This window comes from Seleniivibrio sp. (assembly GCF_021209385.1).
GTDB lineage: Bacteria > Chrysiogenota > Deferribacteres > Deferribacterales > Geovibrionaceae > Seleniivibrio.
Window position 1 is genome coordinate 108453 of the sequence record NZ_JAJOIL010000037.1, and the last position, 17633, is coordinate 126085.

A 17633-nucleotide genomic window follows, 5' to 3' on the forward strand; every position below is an offset into this window, starting at 1 on the left:
CTGCTCCTTATATTGATATGTTGAGCCAGACCTCGGCGATAAGGTTCTGGTCGAAATCGGTTGAGTCGCGTTCCAGTATCTCGCTCTTCTCAAGGCTCACATCGCCTGTGATACTGATACGGTTGTTCAGAGTATACTGACAGCCGAGATAATGGGTCTGGATCCAGTCCTTTGTCTCGTCGTCTTCAACATCATATTCAAAACGCTCAAATCTGCTGCCAAGCCATATGTCCAGATTGTCGGATACGACCTGTGTCAGCTGACCGCCGAACGTTACGCTTTTATCTGATTTGCCATACGATGTGCTGTCAACATCCCAGTAATCCACATTGAAAGAGATATAGGTGTTTTTGGACGGAATCCTTGCAAGGTCGAGATAGGCTGTGTATTTCTTGTAATCACGGTTATCAAGTTCATAACCGTTGGCATTTTTATACTCAACCCCGGCACCGACTACAACGTGTTCTGTTATTCCCTGAGAAATCCTCACTTTAACCTTTTTGTAATCCCCGTAAGGATACAGAGTGTACGTCAGAGGATTAGAGACATAGTACCCGTTCTCTTTACCGATGGAATCGAGAAGTTCTTCATAATTGACTGACAGAGTTGTCTTTGTCGGGTTGTATCTGTAAACGCCGCCAAGCTTATAATAGCCGTCGCTGTCAACCTGCCCGTATTCTCCGTAAACTGAAGAACCGTTAAAAGAATAATCTGCCCGAACTTTCTGGAGGTCTTTTGTGTCATCAGATATATCAAGGCTGCTGAACACTCCTCTGAGTTTCAGACCGTTCAGTGGTGCCAGCTCTACTCCTCCCCCGTAAACACTGTCGTCATCAGTGTCTACATAAAAGGAAACAGGACGGCCGCCGAATGCAAACAGTTTTACTTTACTGTCAAGGAAGGATAACTGTGCATCGGCTCCGTCGAGCTGGAAAGTATCAATACGGTCAACATAAATACGTCCAAGAGTAAGTTCCGTATTCTTAACCACTCCGGAAAATTTCAGATATCCCTGATAAAGACGTGATGCCGATTCGTTATCGTCTGTCTCCGCATCAAGGATGTCATCATAAAAATAATACCTGTTATCACCCCAGTGTTTTCCGTTTCTGCCGTCGATGTCATGCGCGGCACGGAAAAACAGGGCACCGGATACTGTACCGGAACCAAGTTTGGCATCCGAATATCGCATCCGCAAATACTGGTAGATATTCTGGTCGTTGGCATAGTCATTCGCCAGATATCGGTATCTGGTCGTCAGACTCATGTCCATACTGCCGCCGAGAATATCATGCTGAACAGCCTGCATTTTAAAGCCGTCTGCCGTCAGATGCTGTGACCATGAATCAGGGGTCGTGTAATCAGCATCTTCAAGCCCGCCGGCAAATAGAACGCAGGGAAGCAGCAACAATGAAAACATTAATACTGAAAAATGTTTCATAGCTTCTCCTTTGTTTATTCTGCAATAACGGTTATTTCAAAATATAATAACCCATTGCGCTATTCCAACTAACGTTGGATAATATATCTAAGCACCTGTTCGACATAGCTGTCAAGTGAAATTCCAACGACTGTTGGACTTATGATAAATTTATGTATCCAACGTTTGTTGTCGACTTACATTTTTTTGTGTGTTATGAATAACAATGACTAAAAAAAGCAGAAATTTTTTACAAAACAGAAATGATATAATCGAATTGACAATAGACCTGATAGCCACAAAAAGCGTTGCTTCCGTAAGCATGAGAGATATCGCAAAAGCCGCGTCTGTGGACACATCCACCCTCTATTATTATTTTAAAAATAAAGAAGATCTGATGTTCCAGATTACCATTCACATAAATGAAAAAATGCAGGAAGCGCTTCTGAAACTTGACATATCGGAATTTAAATCCGACGAGGAAAAATTCAAATATATTGTGCGATACGTATATGATTATCTGTGTAAGAAACCTGCACACGCAAGTACTATGAGACAGATGTCTGTAATGGGAAATCTCATTCTGTCAAAACAGATAATGGAAAAGTTCTGGATATAACGGTAAATAACCTTATGGTCATGGATTTTTTCAAAGTAGCTTGAATCAAGATACCCGGTCATGCAAACACTGGGGCTGACATCCACGCTTTTCTGTTACATGCCTGTATATGACCTGGCTTTACATACATATTTCCCTCACACTGTCACGGAAAAGCAAATCAACGTTTATATAAACGCTTTATGGAATTCAATCAAAGACTGCAGTACAGATTAAATGCAAGTTACTTATTACTCCTAACTTTTTTACAGAGACCAACAACCTGTACCTGCTAGAGAAAATATAATGCGATTAATAATATATCTTCTATAAGCATAGGCAGAACTAAAAATACACTCAAATTTGCAGTATCAGGCAAGAATCAAGTAGTAATCGATCTAACAATATCCCGTCCAAAAAGCTATATTGACGAGTACAACGAGAATGATACAGCGCGGCATGTGCCGCTGCAAGGGTGGTAAACAGCCTATGAAACACGAGCACGAACATCAGCACGAGCATGGTCACGAACACCATCATAATCACACCAAAGGCAGGATTCTGACAGTGAGAGCCAATTCGGGACTGTCAGGCGACATGCTGATGACGGGTCTTCTGAAAATGATAACATCCGAAGATTCACTTCTGGACAATATACTTTCCGCTGTAATGCCGGAACTGCAAGGCACAGTAAAAATAATCAAAAAGCAGGTAAACGGAATTTACGGGTGGCATGCCAAGGTTAATCTGCCCCACCAGCACGAACACAGGACACTCAGTGACATAATGGCGATCATAAACGCAAGCGCAATGAGCGACAAAGGGAGAGCACTTGCCATAGAAACGTTCACACTTCTCGCCAAAGCCGAAGGGAGTGTTCACGGCAAAAGTGCAGACGAGATACATTTCCACGAGGTTGGCGCTCTCGACAGCATACTTGACATCTGCGTTGTCTGCGAGCTTTTCGCGGATATCGCACCCGACAGGTTCGTGGTCAGCCCTCTGCCCATAGCCGACGGAAGCGTCCATTGCGCCCACGGTATAATCCCCGTCCCGGCGCCGGCTGTTCTTGAAATGCTGGAAGGCATACCAGTGCGCTCATTCAAAGGGTGCGGAGAAACCGTCACCCCCACTGCAATCTCACTTTTAAAATCCCTGAAAGCTGAATTCGGACTCTGGCCCGACATGACAGTGGATAAAAAAGCGCTGGTCTACGGAACGAAAATATTTGAAAACGCACCGAACGGAGCTATATTCGCTTCGGGTAAGTGCTTATGAGGTTATAATGAGTAAAAATGTACTTGTATTATCATCTTCACCAAGAAAGAACGCTAACTCGGATATCCTTTGTGACGAATTTATAAAAGGCGCATCCGAAATAGGACACAGTATCGAAAAGATATTGCTCAAAGACAAAAAGATAAACTACTGCACAGGCTGCGTTGCTTGCACCACAGGCAAAGCCTGCCCCCAGAAAGACGATATGGCTGAACTGATAGAAAAAATGGTCACGGCAGATGTCATAGTTCTGGCAACACCCGTTTACTTCTACTCTATGTGCGCACAGCTAAAAACAATGATAGACAGAACCTGCGCCGGATATCAGAGGATACGGAACAAAGAGTTCTATTTTATAGCCACAGCGGCTGTCGACAGAAAAAATATGCTGGAAAGGACTTTTGAAGGTCTCAGGGGTTTCATAGACTGTCTTGACGGCTCTGAAGAGAAAGGAACCGTTTACGGAGTTTCCGTATGGAACACCGGAGAGATAAGAAACACGGACGCTATGAAAGAAGCATTTGAACTCGGTAAAAATATCTGAAAAACCGGAGCCGGTATTCTCAATACCGGCTCTTCATATCATCGTCATTTGGAACTGCACTCACCTTCCACCATCTTCTTCATAGGCAGCATAATCTCTTCTTTAAATTTCTCTATTTCTTCCATGTCGGTCACCATTTCCGATTCTCTGTTTCCGAAGGCATCCACCCTGCTTTTAAAAAGCGTCACAGTCACACGTGTTGAGTCACCTGCAGTGGTGAATCTGCACTCAGCTTCATAATAATTTTTGGACGGATTAGCCGGATTCACAGCCTTCGACATCATATTGGAAACTGAAACCCCAAGCCCTTCTTCCGGCTTTCTGAAAAGAATAAAGTCATATTTGTCCCTGACCAGAAAGTATCCGCTCTCCGCTATCCAAAGTTTAACGGCGATACGCACCTTTTTCTCGTCAGTGCATTTCACCAGAGCCTCAGGGGTTCCGCTTGATGAAACCAGTTTCTCTTTGTCCGCACAGCCGGACAGTGTCAGTAAAATCAGAACAGCAATAATATACTTCATAAAGGTCTCCTTATTTTATTTATTATCGGAACACACTCGTGGAAACGTATGACGACCCGAATAAGAACATAATCTTACTCAGAAATCTCCACACCGTTATTTTTGCTTCACCAATGCTTCACCTGTTTGCATTTAAAATTATGGAGATTATACTTGATACATACATTCTTGAGCCTATATTGAGCAGGGGGAAATTTGGTTTTATCATGAATATAATAAGTAAATCGCTCAGGTTTAGGATTGTTCTTGTATTCTGCGGATTCAGCATACTGCTTGGTACTGCTATGTTTGCAGGTATCCTTATTTCCACTAAATATACCGAACAATACGCACTGAAAAAAAGACTTCAGCTTGAAACTGAACGATATATCGAATCAATTTCCCGCTCCCCGATATCACCAGTAGCTTTCAGCTCAGAAATACCCGTGCCGGATTCACCTTATATGACAAGCTATCTGGGTGAGGATCTTATGCCGGAATGGGCTGTGAAAGAGCTTTCGCACCTGAAAGAAGGCAACTATGAAAAGCAGAATGATAAACAGAATTATTATATAAATATAAGAGACTTACAAGATGGACAGCGGTTTTATCTTCTGTTTAATGTCACAACTCTTCTGAACGATCACAGCATGATGAACATCATCAGGGAATATCTTATGATAACCCTTCTGCCGACATTCATCTTGGGTCTGATGCTGGGAGTAATAACGGCTTACAAAGCTGTTTCACCTGTTGTCCGCCTCACGAAAATAGTCAAGTCTAAGGACGAAACCGGCTATCTTCCAAAAGATATGGCACAGAAGTTTGAAAGCGACGAAGTCGGCTTCCTCGCCACCACCCTTGAACACGCCATCCGCGAGATGCAGTCGGCAATAGACAGAGAAAAGGCTTTCGCAAGGGATGCCAGCCATGAACTGCGTACCCCGCTTACGGTTATGCAGGGGGCAATAAAGATACTTTCCGACGATGTGCGCGACGATGATTTCAAAAAACAGAATGTTCTTTCCCGCCTTAAACGCGCCGCGATGAATATGGAACACCTGATAAATTCGTTCCTCTGGCTTTCAAGACAGGAACGCAGAGACACAAACGGCACCAGCAGAGTTGCCGAGGTTGCAAGAGAGTGCATTGATAACAATCTCTATCTTATGCGTAACAAACAGATAAAAATAACCCTGAACGAATATGAACAGGCTGTTCTTCCTGTTGCGCCTGAAATACTTACCATCATTTTAGGTAATCTTATACGCAATGCCATGACTTATACGCAGCAGGGGGAGATAATAATATCAATATACGGACCCTGTATCTCCGTACAGGACTCAGGACCCGGTATACCGAAACATGTCCTTGACAATATAAACGTTGTGGGCGGTGTTTCAAAGGCAGACGGATTCGGATTCGGACTTTCAATAGTACACAGGATGTGTTCTCAGCTCGACTGGAGACTGAATATTCAGTCTGAAGAGGGAAAAGGAAGTAAAATAATATTATGCTGCAGCAGCAAAGGCAGACCGGAGCAAAATTGCCCCGGTGTGTGCAAACCTGCGGCGTTATCAAACGGGGTAATTGCATGAATACAGACCGCAGAGAGTTTCTGAAAATGGCGGGAGCTTTTGCAGCAATGCTTACCTGCAATCCTGAAGCACTGGCAGCAGGAGACAGGGTTATAACCCATGCGACACACATGGGACCCCTCAAAGCGTACGTCAGAAACGGAAAGATAGTCCGTATAGAGGCAATGGACATAGATCTTGATCCCGTAGATCTTCTTTTTGCTCACAAAGACGCGGTGTATGCACGCAACAGGGTAAAATACCCCTGCGTAAGAAAGAGCTATCTCGACGGTAGCGACCGCAGACACATGCGCGGCGCAGAAGAGTTTGTCCGCGTTGACTGGGGAACGGCTCTTGACCTTGTAGCAGAGGCGCTTGCCAAAACTAAAGGCGAATACGGCAACGAATCCATATTCAAAACAACATATGCAAGGTGGGCTCACCCCGGGCGAATACATCAGGCGGCATCGCTTCAGGCAAGGATGCTTGGACTTTTCGGAGGATTTACGGACATAGTCGGCGATTATTCCGCAGGAGCCGCCACACAGATATTGCCCCACGTCATGGGCGACATAGAGGTATACAGTCAGCAGACATCCAGAGAAGTTGTTCTGGACAAAACGGAACTCATACTTATGTGGGGAGCAGACCCGTTTAAAACCAACAAAATAGACTATCACGTTCCCATTCACTCCGACGGCGCGTGGCTCCGCAAGATGAAAGACAAAGGTATAAAGTTTGTAACCATAGACCCCACGAAGAACATGTCCGTTGACGAACTCGGAAGCGAATGGGTGCCGATAAAAGCGGCAAGCGACGTGCCTATGATACTCGCAATGTGCTATACGCTTTATGAAGAGAAACTTTACAACAAACAATTCATTGACAAGTACACTGTGGGATTCAATGTATTTCTGAAATATCTCCGCGGCGAAAAAGACGGAAAGGTCAAAAACGCAAAATGGGCGGAAAAGATATGCGGCGTTCCTGCACAGAAGATAAAAGAGCTTGCCCGCATGGCAGTGAAACACAGAACACTGGTGACGGGAAGCTGGGCTCCTCAGCGGATACAGTACGGCGAACAGTTCCACTGGAGCCTTGTGGCACTTGCCAGCATGATAGGGCAGATAGGACTGGCAGGCGGCGGCATATACTTCAACATCCACTATTGCAGTGCCGGAGCACCCTATACTGGTGTCGGAGCGCCTCTAATGCTCTCACAGGGACGCAACCCCGTAAATATACTTATCCCTGCATCAAGAATGGGTGAAATGCTGCTTAACCCCGGCAAAACGATAGACTATAACGGTAAAAAACTGACGTATCCGAACATAAAGCTGATATATTCCGCAGGCGTGACCCCTATCGGACACCAGCCGAATGTAAACAAGCTTGTGGAAGGGTTCCGTAAAGTTGACACTGTTATCACACACGAGCCATGGTGGACTCCGACAGCAAGATATTCCGACATTGTGCTTCCCGCAACAACAAGCTTCGAGCGCAACGATATATCCTTCGGTTCTTCATACGGCATAGAGTACGCGTTTGCAATGAAACAGGTAATATCACCCCTTTTCGATGCAAGAAACGATTACGACATCTTCCTTGAGCTTTCAAAAAGGTTCGGTTTCGAGAAAGCTTATACCGGAGGCAAATCCGTTGACGAGTGGATAAGATGGAGCTACAGCAAAATGCGCACGAAGGTAAGCTTCAGCGATTTCTGGAAAAAAGGCTACGTGCATTTCACGTCACCTAAATCCAGCAGAGAATATGTACGACATGCGGATTTCCGCAAAGATCCGGTAGCAAATTATCTGCGTACGCCTTCCGGCAAGATAGAACTTTTCTCCGAAAAGGTCGCTTCTTTCGGCTACAACGACTGCCCCGGTTATCCAGCATGGATAGAGCCGACAGAAGGTCCCGCATCATACATGGCGAAAAAATATCCTTTCCAGCTCATAACTCCCCACCCGATACACAGACTGCACTCGCAGCTTGACAATACATCTCTAGGGGCTAAACATAAAGTAGCGGGACGCGAACCGGTATACATGAACAAATTCGACGCACGCCGCATGGGACTGAAGCACGGAGACACAGTTGAAGTTTATAATTCACGCGGAACAGTTCTTGCCGGTGTGGTGCCGACGGAAAAGATAACAAGGGGCGTGCTTGCAATTGAAGAAGGCGCATGGTATGCGGCGGAAAACCCTTCAAAAGATAACTCACGCTGCGTATCAGGTCAGGTGAACATACTGACATCAGACCGCCCCACATCAAGACTGGCACAGGCAATATCCGCCAACACCTGCCTTGTCGCGATACGCAAAGCAGGCGGCAAACTGCCGCGCAATACAGCATATGACAGCCCGCCTGTCAGGGAGAGACTCTAATTAAAGTACTTATAATAGTTGTGCTTTGCTTCGCTGCATTTTATGCGGGTACAACCTCGCAGGTGCAGACGATGTATCTGAGCAAACCTTTAAAAATGAAAAACGGCAGCCTTTCTGCCATTGTATATACAGGAACGTCAGTACAAAGCGAAAAACTCGGCAAAAAATGGATAATAAGAAAACAGTTCTGGATATCGAACGAAGGGGAGCTTTTTGAAAGCAGTTCCTCAGAGGCACCTACCGGCAATGTAAAGTCGGGAAATATCGGAAACAACGGTTTCTACGCCACATTCACAGCCTCCGCAAAAGACGGACTGCTGGTATGCAACCTCAGTGACGCCATCACCGAAATGGACTCTTTGTACTATGAACGATGCGGCACATGCCACAGAGCATACGATCCGGATATGTACACAGCGGCTCACTGGAAAAAAATACTTGAGTCCATGAAAACTCTCTCCGGCATCTCTCAACAGGAAGAGACGGAGATAATGCGTTATCTGAGCCTGCTTGCAAAACGCAAAGATTGACATAAACGAGGTGCGTCATCACAAACTATTAGACATTTTGCAGCACTTCACCATAATTTGACCGTAATTTCGTTATTATTATGTATATATACACATGGAGCATTTTAAATGAAATTTCTGCTTGTTGAAGATGATCTGGACATAGCGGAGAACATTATTGAATTTATGGAAGGACGAGGATTCGACATGGATTACGCTATGTCCGGAGAAATGGCTCTTGAGCTTTTGAAAGACAATACCTACGACGCCGTGATACTGGACATAAACCTCCACGGTATGAGCGGATTCGAGGTCTGTTCAAACATACGAAAGGTCATGAGGCTGAAAATCCCCGTACTGATGCTGACAGCAAGAATTCTGCTGGACGACAAGATAAACGGTTTTGAATGCGGTGCTGACGATTATCTCACCAAGCCGTTCGATCTTGAGGAACTGCTCATCCGTCTGAAAGCTCTGTCCAGAAGGTTCAGACAGTGCGTGACAAACGCTTTTTCTGTTGCCGACCTCAGCCTCGACCCTGAAAAAGGCACAGTTGAAAGATCCGGCGACTCCATCATCCTGCCTCATGTATGTTTTCGCATATTGTTGAGACTGATGGAAAAATATCCGGGGATAGTATCAAAGGAAGAGCTGGAATACGACATATGGAAGGATCAGCCGCCAGTAAGCAACTCGCTCAAGTCCCACTTTTATATCCTTCGTCAGCTGGTGGATAAACCTTATGAAAAACAGCTTCTCCACAGCATACGCGGACGCGGGTATAAAATAGACGATAACCATGTCGAAACGCAGGGCGAACCTGAATAGTATTTGATTTTCAAATAGTCATTATATTGTGTTTGCACGGCGTTATTCATCTCATATATAACGAATTTTTTCACACTATTTCTTTACATTTTTTAATCATTTGACCAATGCTTCACTCTGTCATTGATAACCTCTATTAAGAATAAGTTCTTCTTGTTCTATCATAAAGGAGGAAGCAACGATGAGAAAAATACTTTCATGTATTTTTATGCTGGCTTTGGGTGCCGGCAGCGTTTTTGCCTCCGGACTTGAGGATGCGGATTACACGACTCCTGAGAGCTGGCAGGTTCATACGACGCCACAGGGGATAACAAAGACCGCAAACGGACACAAGTTCGGCGACGGCACTTTAAACGTTTCTCTCACATCGCGTTACAAGCTGCTGGACAATGATTATCAGTCTGATCAGAACTTTTATCAGTATCTGAAAGCTGACATATCAAATGTCACAGTCGGTCAGGGCACCATGTCCGGAGTTTTATTCATGCGTGCCGGCAAGGATATTGACGGCGACGGCGGATACAAACAGTCCGGACGCTACTATTTCAGAGACGACATCCTGGATGCGGAAGACAGCGGATGGGCTGTAAGAATGTATCAGGGATTCCTGAAATTCTCCGGTGTGGTAAAAAACACCAACCTGACAATAGGCAACCAGTATGTGACCCATCTGGACACCATCCACATGAACGGTGTTGACGGGGATGTAACACTGCTGAACAACAAACTGACGGTCTATGCCTTCGGCGGGCAGCCGGACACGTTCTATCTTGACGACAATGATGCCAAAGCCGCAGGCACAGGCTTTGTGGCAAAGCTGACCGACAAGCTGAAACTCTCTTCCGGTTACACCTATGTGGACATGGACGACGAGACATCCGACATTTATAAACTGCGCGCGGATTATACCTATGCAAAAGGCAGGGTATCAGGCGAGTACGGCAACACGGACGGCAACGGATTCTATACACTCGACGGTGTATACAGAAACAGCCCCACAAAAACAACACTCACCCTGTCATTCCAGCAGCTTCTGGATGAGATAGGAAAAGGCGAAGGCACTTATATTTCAAACCCCATAACCTATTCGCTCTCACCTTACGGCAAATACACCAAAGTGAAGGCGAAGGTTTATCAGGGTCTGGGAAAATACATGGCGGCAGGGCTTGGCGCAGAGGTCAAGAACAGAACCGGAGAGGACACTCTGGACAACAGAAGCTATGTTAAATATTCCGGCAACCTCGATTTCATAGGTCTTTTCACGCCCGACACCTTCCTGTCTCTTACTGCTGACTACTGGAATGTAGCGGAAAGTGTGGATACCGAGGAAAACTCACAGGTTGCTTTCGGCGGCGAACTTACACAGGTCGTTTCAGACAAAACAAACGTATGGCTCGGTTCCAGATTCAACAGGTTCGAGTATGACCTTGACGACGGTTCGGAAAAGAACTGGGTGCGCGAGATATATCTCGGCGGCGAACACAAATTCAGCGAAAGAGCCGCTCTGTCTGTTGATGTCAGCTATGAAAACAGCCAGATACTCAAAGACCTGAACACCGACCTTGAACAGAACTACAGCGTTGAGCTGTGGCTCAGTCTGGCTATATAAGGCGGGTATCATGAAATATGTAATATCTATAATGTTCTGCCTGATATGCATGACAGTTTTCGCATATCAGACATCAAAACCGGAAACACACGACAACATGTGGATCAAACAGCACGGCGCAGAGAGCAAGGCTGATCCCGATTCATGTCTGGACTGCCACGAAAACCGTACGTCCTGCATAAAATGCCACGCGGACACACCGCCAAGAGACCACAACGCGTCATTCAAACGCAAAACTCACGGTCTCAGGGCGCAGTGGGACAGAGACAAATGTCTCGTGTGCCACACAGAGGCAAGCTGTTTCGCATGTCACCAGACTGCCGCACCCATATCTCACAGAGGTGACTGGGGCGGAAAAATAAGCACTAACGACAAGAATCTGCACTGCAGAAGCGGATGCCACTATCCTGTTCAGGAAACAACATGCGGAACGTGCCACATGACATCGCACGGTCCCAGAGAACTGATCAGTAATTAAGGAGGGCAAAAATGTCAGTAATGGATAAACAACGTATTGATAAAGCTCTGGATATTTCCAGAAGAACATTTGTGAAATGGAGCGCGCTTCTCGGCGCGGCAGCAACTGTAGGCTGCGGTTCCATGGGCGGATCAGACAAGATAGACGACGACTATGACAGTTCAGACACAGTAATCGAGCCAAAAAATTTCGATTACGACAAAGCTGTATGGTCTGCATGCAACGTTAACTGCGGAAGCAACTGTCCCCTTAAGCTTTATGTTAAGGACGGCGTGGTTGTCCGCGTAAGCTCCGACAACGAATCCGACGATACATACGGCGCATACGGCGCAAGCTATCAGATGCGTTCATGCGTTCGCGGACGTTCCGTACGCCAGAGAATATACAACGCGGACAGGCTTAAATACCCCATGAAGAGAGTTTCAGGCACCCCCAGAGGCGCCGGACAGTACGAGCGCATCTCATGGGATCAGGCGATCAGCGAGATAGCCGCAAGCATGCAGTCGGTTAAATCCAACTACGGTCCCGGCGCATTCTACATCCAGTATGCAACAGGTACAATATGCGGGAAATTTTCATGCTCATGGCCGCCCGCATCAACTCCCATGGCAAGACTGCACAACCTCTGGGGCGGATGGCTGGATCACTATTCAGACTATTCAACCTCACAGATCACCGCAGAACTCTGCCTTCTTGAAGGAACAAGCTGGAGTAACAACACCATCACTGATGCAGTGAACAGCAACCTTGTGGTTCTCTGGGGCAACAACCCTGCGAACACCAGAATGGGTTCTGCGAAACACTTCACATATCACCTTCAAAAAGCGAAAGAGGCTAACCCCGACCTCAAATTCCTCATTGTTGACCCCTATTACACCGACACGGCGATCGCTCTTGAAGCGGACTGGATAGCTATCCGCCCCGGAACGGATTCAGCTCTTGTGGCTGGTATGGCAAACTATCTGCTCAGTGAAGGTCTTCTCGATGAAACATGGATAGACGCACGCAGCGTGGGCTGGAGCGAAGCTTCACTTGCGGGCGTGGTTGAGGTTACGGCAGGTTCCGAAAGCTACTATGAACCGGCATATGACAAAGCATGGGGAAACACAGACTCAACAGAACCCGTTATCCCCGCAAACAGCTCATACAGATCATATATACTTGGTCTCGGAACCGACGGCATAGCGAAAACACCCGCATGGGCATCAGCTATAACAGGTATTCCCGAAGCTACCATTAAATCCTTCGCAAAACAGCTCGTCAACCAGTCCCCCGCGATGGTCATTCAGGGCTGGGGTCTTCAGAGACACTCTCTCGGCGGCGCAAACTCCAGAGCAGTGGGTCTGATAACCATCCTCACCAAAAACATCGGTATCGTCGGCGGCGGTTCGGCAGCAAGGGAAGCGGCAGCATCAGTTTCAATCAGCATGGATGCATGGTCAAGCACTTTCCCCGCAAACCCTGTGACATATACCATATCCAACTTTGCATGGCCTCAGGCTATCAAAGACAACACTGTAATGACAGGAAGAAACTGGGGTGTAAGAGGACTTGCCACTCAGGACACTGCCCTGCCTCTGCCCATCAAGTTCATATGGAACTACGCAGGCAACTGTATGCTTAACCAGCACGCAGACGTCAACAGCACAATGGATATGTACAAAGACGAAAACCTTGTACAGACAATCGTCACCATAGACAACTATTTCACTCCTTCTGCCATGATATCCGACTACATCCTGCCAGACTGTACCAACTTCGAGCAGAACGACATGTCCACAAACGAAGGCGGAAACACTTGTGACATCAAGTTCCAGAACAAAGCAGTGGAACCCATGTTCGAGTGCAAGACCATCTATGAAATGATGAGCCTTATATCAGCAAAACTCGGTATCGAATCCGCATACACAGAGGGCAGAACTCAGGACGAATGGCTTGAATACCTGTTCAACCAGTCTATGACAAACTACGGAGATCAGGGAGTGTTCACATCGGCTCTCGGTCAGGATACCTATGCAAAATGTCATGCAAAAGGGCTGATCAAACATGTAAGCACAACAGCTACCCCCTCTGTAGCATTTCAAAGTTATGTCAGCGACCCGACATCCAACAGAGTATCCACTCCGTCAGGTAAATTTGAGATATTCTCCAAACGTCTCTACAACCTCAAACACCAGTGGGTATTCCCCGCTGTTTATAACGACGGAATGGACAAGATAACCCCTCTTCCCGAATACTATGCGGCTTGGAACGGTTACGAAGACCCCGCAAGAAGCACATATCCGTTTCAGGTTGTGGGCTTCCACTACAAACAAAGAACCCACTCAACCTACTACAACTGTGAATGGAACAGGGAAGCAAGCATGCAGACGGCTTGGATCAACACAGACGACGCTCAAAGCCTTGGCATTGCCCACGGAGACACAGTTGAGATTTACAACAGTCACGGCAAAGTGCGTATTAAAGCGAAAGTAACGTCGAGGGTAATGCCCGGCGTTATCGGTCTGCCTCAGGGAGCATGGTATAACCCCGGCGGCAAATGGTACAGCAGCGACATAGTACACTCCGGCACTCTCACAACAGCTGAAATAGGCAACACGGACGTTGTGGACTACGGCGGATGCATGAACGTCCTCACCAGCCTGCGCCCCGGACCTGTTTCTAAAGGCAACTGTCAGCACAGCGTTCTCGCTGCCGTCAAAAGAGTAGGCTAAGGAGGATAAGATGAGCAAACAGTACGGATTCTACATAGACACCAAACACTGTACAGGATGCAAAGCTTGCTTTGTCGCCTGTAAAGACAGACAGAACCTGAACACCGGAGAAAAATTCAGAAAAGTTTATGAATTCTCCGGCGGCACATGGAGCAGTGCTGACACAGACGCTTTCAGCAAGAACGTGTTCGCATTTTATGTCTCCATGTCATGCAACCAGTGCGACAATCCGGCATGCCTTAACGTATGCCCAGCAGGCGCATATACGAAAAGAGATGCGGACGGCATCGTTGTTTACGATGCTTCCAAGTGTATCTCCTGTTTCGGATGCCAGAAAGTATGCCCCTACACAGCTCCGGTATACGATTATGAAGCACAGCACATGAAAAAATGTATCATGTGTACTGATGAAAAAGATTCCAGCGGCATACCCGACCCCGCTTGTGTCAAGGCTTGCCCCTCAAGGGCGCTTGACTTCGGCGAGATCGAAGCGCTGAAGGCAAAATACGGTGATGCAAACACCGTGGCATCCTTCCCGACAACAACCAAACCCAATGCCGTCTTTAAGCTCCATAAAGACGCGTCATCCGGCAATGTTGTCATGAACAAGGAAGAAGTATTCTAAGACGCATCAGGCAGGGGTTTTAACAACCCCTGCCCTCCCAACACCTAAAGGATAGAATTATGAACACTACAGAGAACAAAGCATTTGCGGACAGCGAAAAATATCTTGAAGCAATGGCAGCTTTCAGTTTTTTCAACAAGATTCTGCTGGACGCTCCCGAAAGGGAATATATCAACACAGTTAAAGAGAATGCGGCGCTCTTTGACGAATGGTGCTTTTCCGACAGCGAAGAGTCAAAAACAGGACTCGAACTGCTGAAAAACTACCTTAAAAACTATAAAGACGAAGATTTCACAGAACTTCTGGGAAATTTTAACAGACTTTTCATCGGTCCCGGGCACCTGTTCGCCCCGCCATGGGAATCCGTTTACAAAGAGCAGGATAAGACAATCTTCGGCGAAGCTACGCTGAAAGTCCGCGGAAGATACAGAAAATTCGGACTTGAAATAAACAATCTCAATAGAGAACCCGACGACCATATCGCGTTCGAGTGTGCATACCTGAACTATCTCTGTGCGGCATCAGCGGCAGCTGAAGATTCCACTGTCGAAAAAGAGGAGATAATCTCATTTCTCAAAGAACACCCCTCGACATGGGTGGAGGAATTTACTGACAATATGATCGAAAACTCCGTTACGGATTTTTATAAAGGAATTGCACAAATGCTGAGAGGCGCAATTAAAGAAGCGCTGACCGGTTTGTCCTGTAGGTGATGGAATAAAGGGCGGTTCGCATGCCGCCCTTTGAAAAAAACTACAGGAAATCATGTAGTTCATTACCTTCGCTTTACCTAGCAAATGTTAAAAATGTTTTAGTACGTCATACCTGAGAGTCAGCATCAGGATTGTCAGCGGCGCCGCTAAGGGGACTAGCCTTTGGGGGGAACGGCAGCCGCTGATACTTTTTTTATTTATTCTTAAGGATATCCCTGATTTCTGTAAGAAGGATTTCCTCTTTGCCGGGGGCGGGCGGCGCGGCAGGCGCTTCCTCTTCTTTCTTTTTCATGCTGTTCATAGCCTTTATAATCATAAACACCGCAAACGCCATTATCACAAAATCAAGCACTGTCTGAATGAAAGTTCCGTAATTAAGAGTTACAGCCGCCTGTTCGCCCGCCGCCTCTTTCAGAGTTATCGAAAGATCGCTGAAACTGACGTTGCCGAGAAGAAGACCGATGGGCGGCATAAGTACGTCGGCAACAAAGCTGGAAACTATCTTTCCGAAAGCACCACCTATTATGATACCCACAGCCATATCAACTACGTTGCCGCGCATGGCAAATTTTCTGAATTCCTGCATGATAGACATAACACACTCCTATATGGTAAGTATTATCTTATTGTACCATATGAAAAAGTGTCTGATCAAATCTCAGAAGTGCTGATTGAAACTAATCACACTGAGCGGCATCTCCGGCAACCTGACCGCTGCTCAGTATGAAATAGATGGAAGATGCGAGACCCAAAAGACCTGAAATGACAAAGATATTACCGGCACCCAAAAGTTTGAACAATATGCCGTTAACAAGGGGGCTGACAGAAAAACCAAGCCCCATCACAGCGTTAAAAAGACATACTGTTCTTCCGGTGCGTCCCTCCGGCGAACTTTCCAGAAGAAGTGCAGAACCTGCCGGCTGTGAAACAGCGCCTGCTATGCCGCTGACAGTTATCACAACCAGTATCGAAGCCATATCGGACGCGAGCGGCAGACAAAGGTATGCCAGCGAAGCCGCGGCTCCCCCTGCGAATATCATATTATGCTTTCTGAAAACGTCCGAAAGCCTGCCTGTGAATATCAGAAACGACGCCATGATAAGCGGCGGTATCCCCACCGCGAAACCAATATGAGACGCTGAAAAGCCTTCCGCATGCATAAAAAGAGGCAGATACATGCATATTGCAGATATGCCCCATGCCTTAAAAAATATGTACACCAGAAGCCCGTTGAGGGAGGAATTGGCGGCGGGCGATTCGTCGGTGACCCTGTGCTGTTTTGCGGCATTACACGTATCAGGGCATCTTGAGAACAGGAGGAACAAAAGTAAAGACAGCGCACAGCACGCGGCTATAACCGCAAAAACTCCGGTCTTACCAGACAGATCAAGCAGAAAACCTCCCGCAAGAGGTCCCGCCGCCAACGCCAGATAAAATGATATGTCGAACTGTCCGATACGTCTGCCGAGTTTTGAATATCCTGCATCCGAAGATATGAGGCAGAGCAGAACCGGACGGAAAAAGGCACATGCCCCGCCCTGCAATATGCGCGCGGCAAGGATGATCGTTTTATTATCTGAAAAAATGAAAAGGGCGGACACCAGTGAGTACAAAACCAGAGAGAACAGCAGTATTCTTTCTGATCCCACTCTGTCCAGCATCCGCCCGGCAAAAGGAGAAAATATGATTTTGGAGGCGGAATAGAAAACGAAGGCAAGGCTTAAAAATATACCGCTGCCGATCGTGTCTTTAAAAATGACTGAAAAAAGACCGTCGCTGACAGAAAAGCCAAGCGTTATCAAAAAATTTATAAGAAAAAGGATGACCGCCCTCATACAATCTCCGTG

The 17633-nt window shown here is 46.6% G+C and carries 16 protein-coding genes; 12 read left to right on the plus strand and 4 right to left on the minus strand.

The features are described 5' to 3' along the window. Positions 1 to 7 precede the first annotated feature (7 nt). Complete coding sequence (locus tag LRY47_RS12655) at positions 8 to 1441, minus strand: hypothetical protein (protein ID WP_295226003.1); 1434 nt, start codon at positions 1439 to 1441, stop codon at positions 8 to 10. Between the two features lie 205 nt (positions 1442 to 1646). Between LRY47_RS12655 and LRY47_RS12660 the strand changes: the two genes are divergently transcribed. From LRY47_RS12660 to LRY47_RS12670, 3 genes are all read left to right on the plus strand, one after another. After that, entirely contained in the window at positions 1647 to 2039 is a 393-nt protein-coding gene (locus tag LRY47_RS12660; RefSeq protein ID WP_295226004.1) for a TetR/AcrR family transcriptional regulator, read from the plus strand. 468 nt (positions 2040 to 2507) lie between these two features. Beyond that, positions 2508 to 3296 carry a LarC family nickel insertion protein gene (locus tag LRY47_RS12665; RefSeq protein WP_295226005.1) on the plus strand — a complete coding sequence of 263 codons (789 nt, stop codon included), beginning with the start codon at positions 2508 to 2510 and terminating at the stop codon, positions 3294 to 3296. A gap of 7 nt (positions 3297 to 3303) precedes the next feature. Next, positions 3304 to 3840: a flavodoxin family protein gene (locus tag LRY47_RS12670; RefSeq protein WP_295226007.1), complete on the plus strand. Its 537-nt coding sequence runs from the start codon at positions 3304 to 3306 to the stop codon at positions 3838 to 3840. Between the two features lie 44 nt (positions 3841 to 3884). Here the strand turns inward: LRY47_RS12670 and LRY47_RS12675 are convergent, their stop codons facing one another. Beyond that, on the minus strand, positions 3885 to 4361 hold the full coding sequence (locus LRY47_RS12675; RefSeq protein WP_295226009.1) for a hypothetical protein: 477 nt from the start codon (positions 4359 to 4361) through the stop codon (positions 3885 to 3887). Between the two features lie 206 nt (positions 4362 to 4567). On the opposite strand from LRY47_RS12675, the gene LRY47_RS12680 reads away from it, so the two are divergent. The 9 genes from LRY47_RS12680 (at position 4568) to LRY47_RS12720 (ending at position 15786) form a co-directional block, all read left to right on the plus strand. Then, positions 4568 to 5938, plus strand: coding sequence for a HAMP domain-containing sensor histidine kinase (locus LRY47_RS12680; RefSeq protein WP_295226011.1), 1371 nt, complete (start codon positions 4568 to 4570; stop codon positions 5936 to 5938). Further along, on the plus strand, positions 5935 to 8310 hold the full coding sequence (locus LRY47_RS12685; RefSeq protein ID WP_295226013.1) for a molybdopterin-dependent oxidoreductase: 2376 nt from the start codon (positions 5935 to 5937) through the stop codon (positions 8308 to 8310). Before LRY47_RS12680 ends, LRY47_RS12685 begins: the two co-directional genes overlap by 4 nt. Positions 8311 to 8405: 95 nt before the next feature. After that, entirely contained in the window at positions 8406 to 8840 is a 435-nt protein-coding gene (locus LRY47_RS12690) for a hypothetical protein (protein WP_295226015.1), read from the plus strand. A 108-nt stretch (positions 8841 to 8948) separates the two neighbouring features. Next, the gene (locus LRY47_RS12695) at positions 8949 to 9647 is read left to right on the plus strand and encodes a response regulator transcription factor (RefSeq protein ID WP_295226016.1); all 699 of its coding nucleotides are present in this window, start codon (positions 8949 to 8951) and stop codon (positions 9645 to 9647) included. 181 nt (positions 9648 to 9828) lie between these two features. Continuing rightward, entirely contained in the window at positions 9829 to 11256 is a 1428-nt protein-coding gene (locus LRY47_RS12700) for a hypothetical protein (RefSeq protein ID WP_295226018.1), read from the plus strand. A 10-nt stretch (positions 11257 to 11266) separates the two neighbouring features. Continuing rightward, a complete protein-coding gene (locus LRY47_RS12705; RefSeq protein WP_295226020.1) occupies positions 11267 to 11734 on the plus strand; it encodes a hypothetical protein in 468 nt (155 codons plus the stop codon). An 11-nt stretch (positions 11735 to 11745) separates the two neighbouring features. After that, positions 11746 to 14448, plus strand: a complete 2703-nt coding sequence (locus tag LRY47_RS12710) for a DMSO/selenate family reductase complex A subunit (RefSeq protein WP_295226022.1) — start codon at positions 11746 to 11748, stop codon at positions 14446 to 14448. A gap of 10 nt (positions 14449 to 14458) precedes the next feature. Beyond that, positions 14459 to 15073 (plus strand): 4Fe-4S dicluster domain-containing protein, encoded by a 615-nt coding sequence (locus tag LRY47_RS12715; RefSeq protein WP_295226024.1) that lies wholly within the window; start codon positions 14459 to 14461, stop codon positions 15071 to 15073. Between the two features lie 59 nt (positions 15074 to 15132). Beyond that, on the plus strand, positions 15133 to 15786 hold the full coding sequence (locus LRY47_RS12720) for a molecular chaperone TorD family protein (protein ID WP_295226026.1): 654 nt from the start codon (positions 15133 to 15135) through the stop codon (positions 15784 to 15786). 193 nt (positions 15787 to 15979) lie between these two features. On the opposite strand, the gene mscL is transcribed toward LRY47_RS12720, so the two are convergent. After that, the gene (gene mscL, locus LRY47_RS12725; RefSeq protein ID WP_295226028.1) at positions 15980 to 16381 is read right to left on the minus strand and encodes a large-conductance mechanosensitive channel protein MscL; all 402 of its coding nucleotides are present in this window, start codon (positions 16379 to 16381) and stop codon (positions 15980 to 15982) included. 82 nt (positions 16382 to 16463) lie between these two features. Continuing rightward, a complete protein-coding gene (locus tag LRY47_RS12730; protein WP_295226030.1) occupies positions 16464 to 17621 on the minus strand; it encodes an MFS transporter in 1158 nt (385 codons plus the stop codon). Positions 17622 to 17633 lie beyond the last annotated feature (12 nt).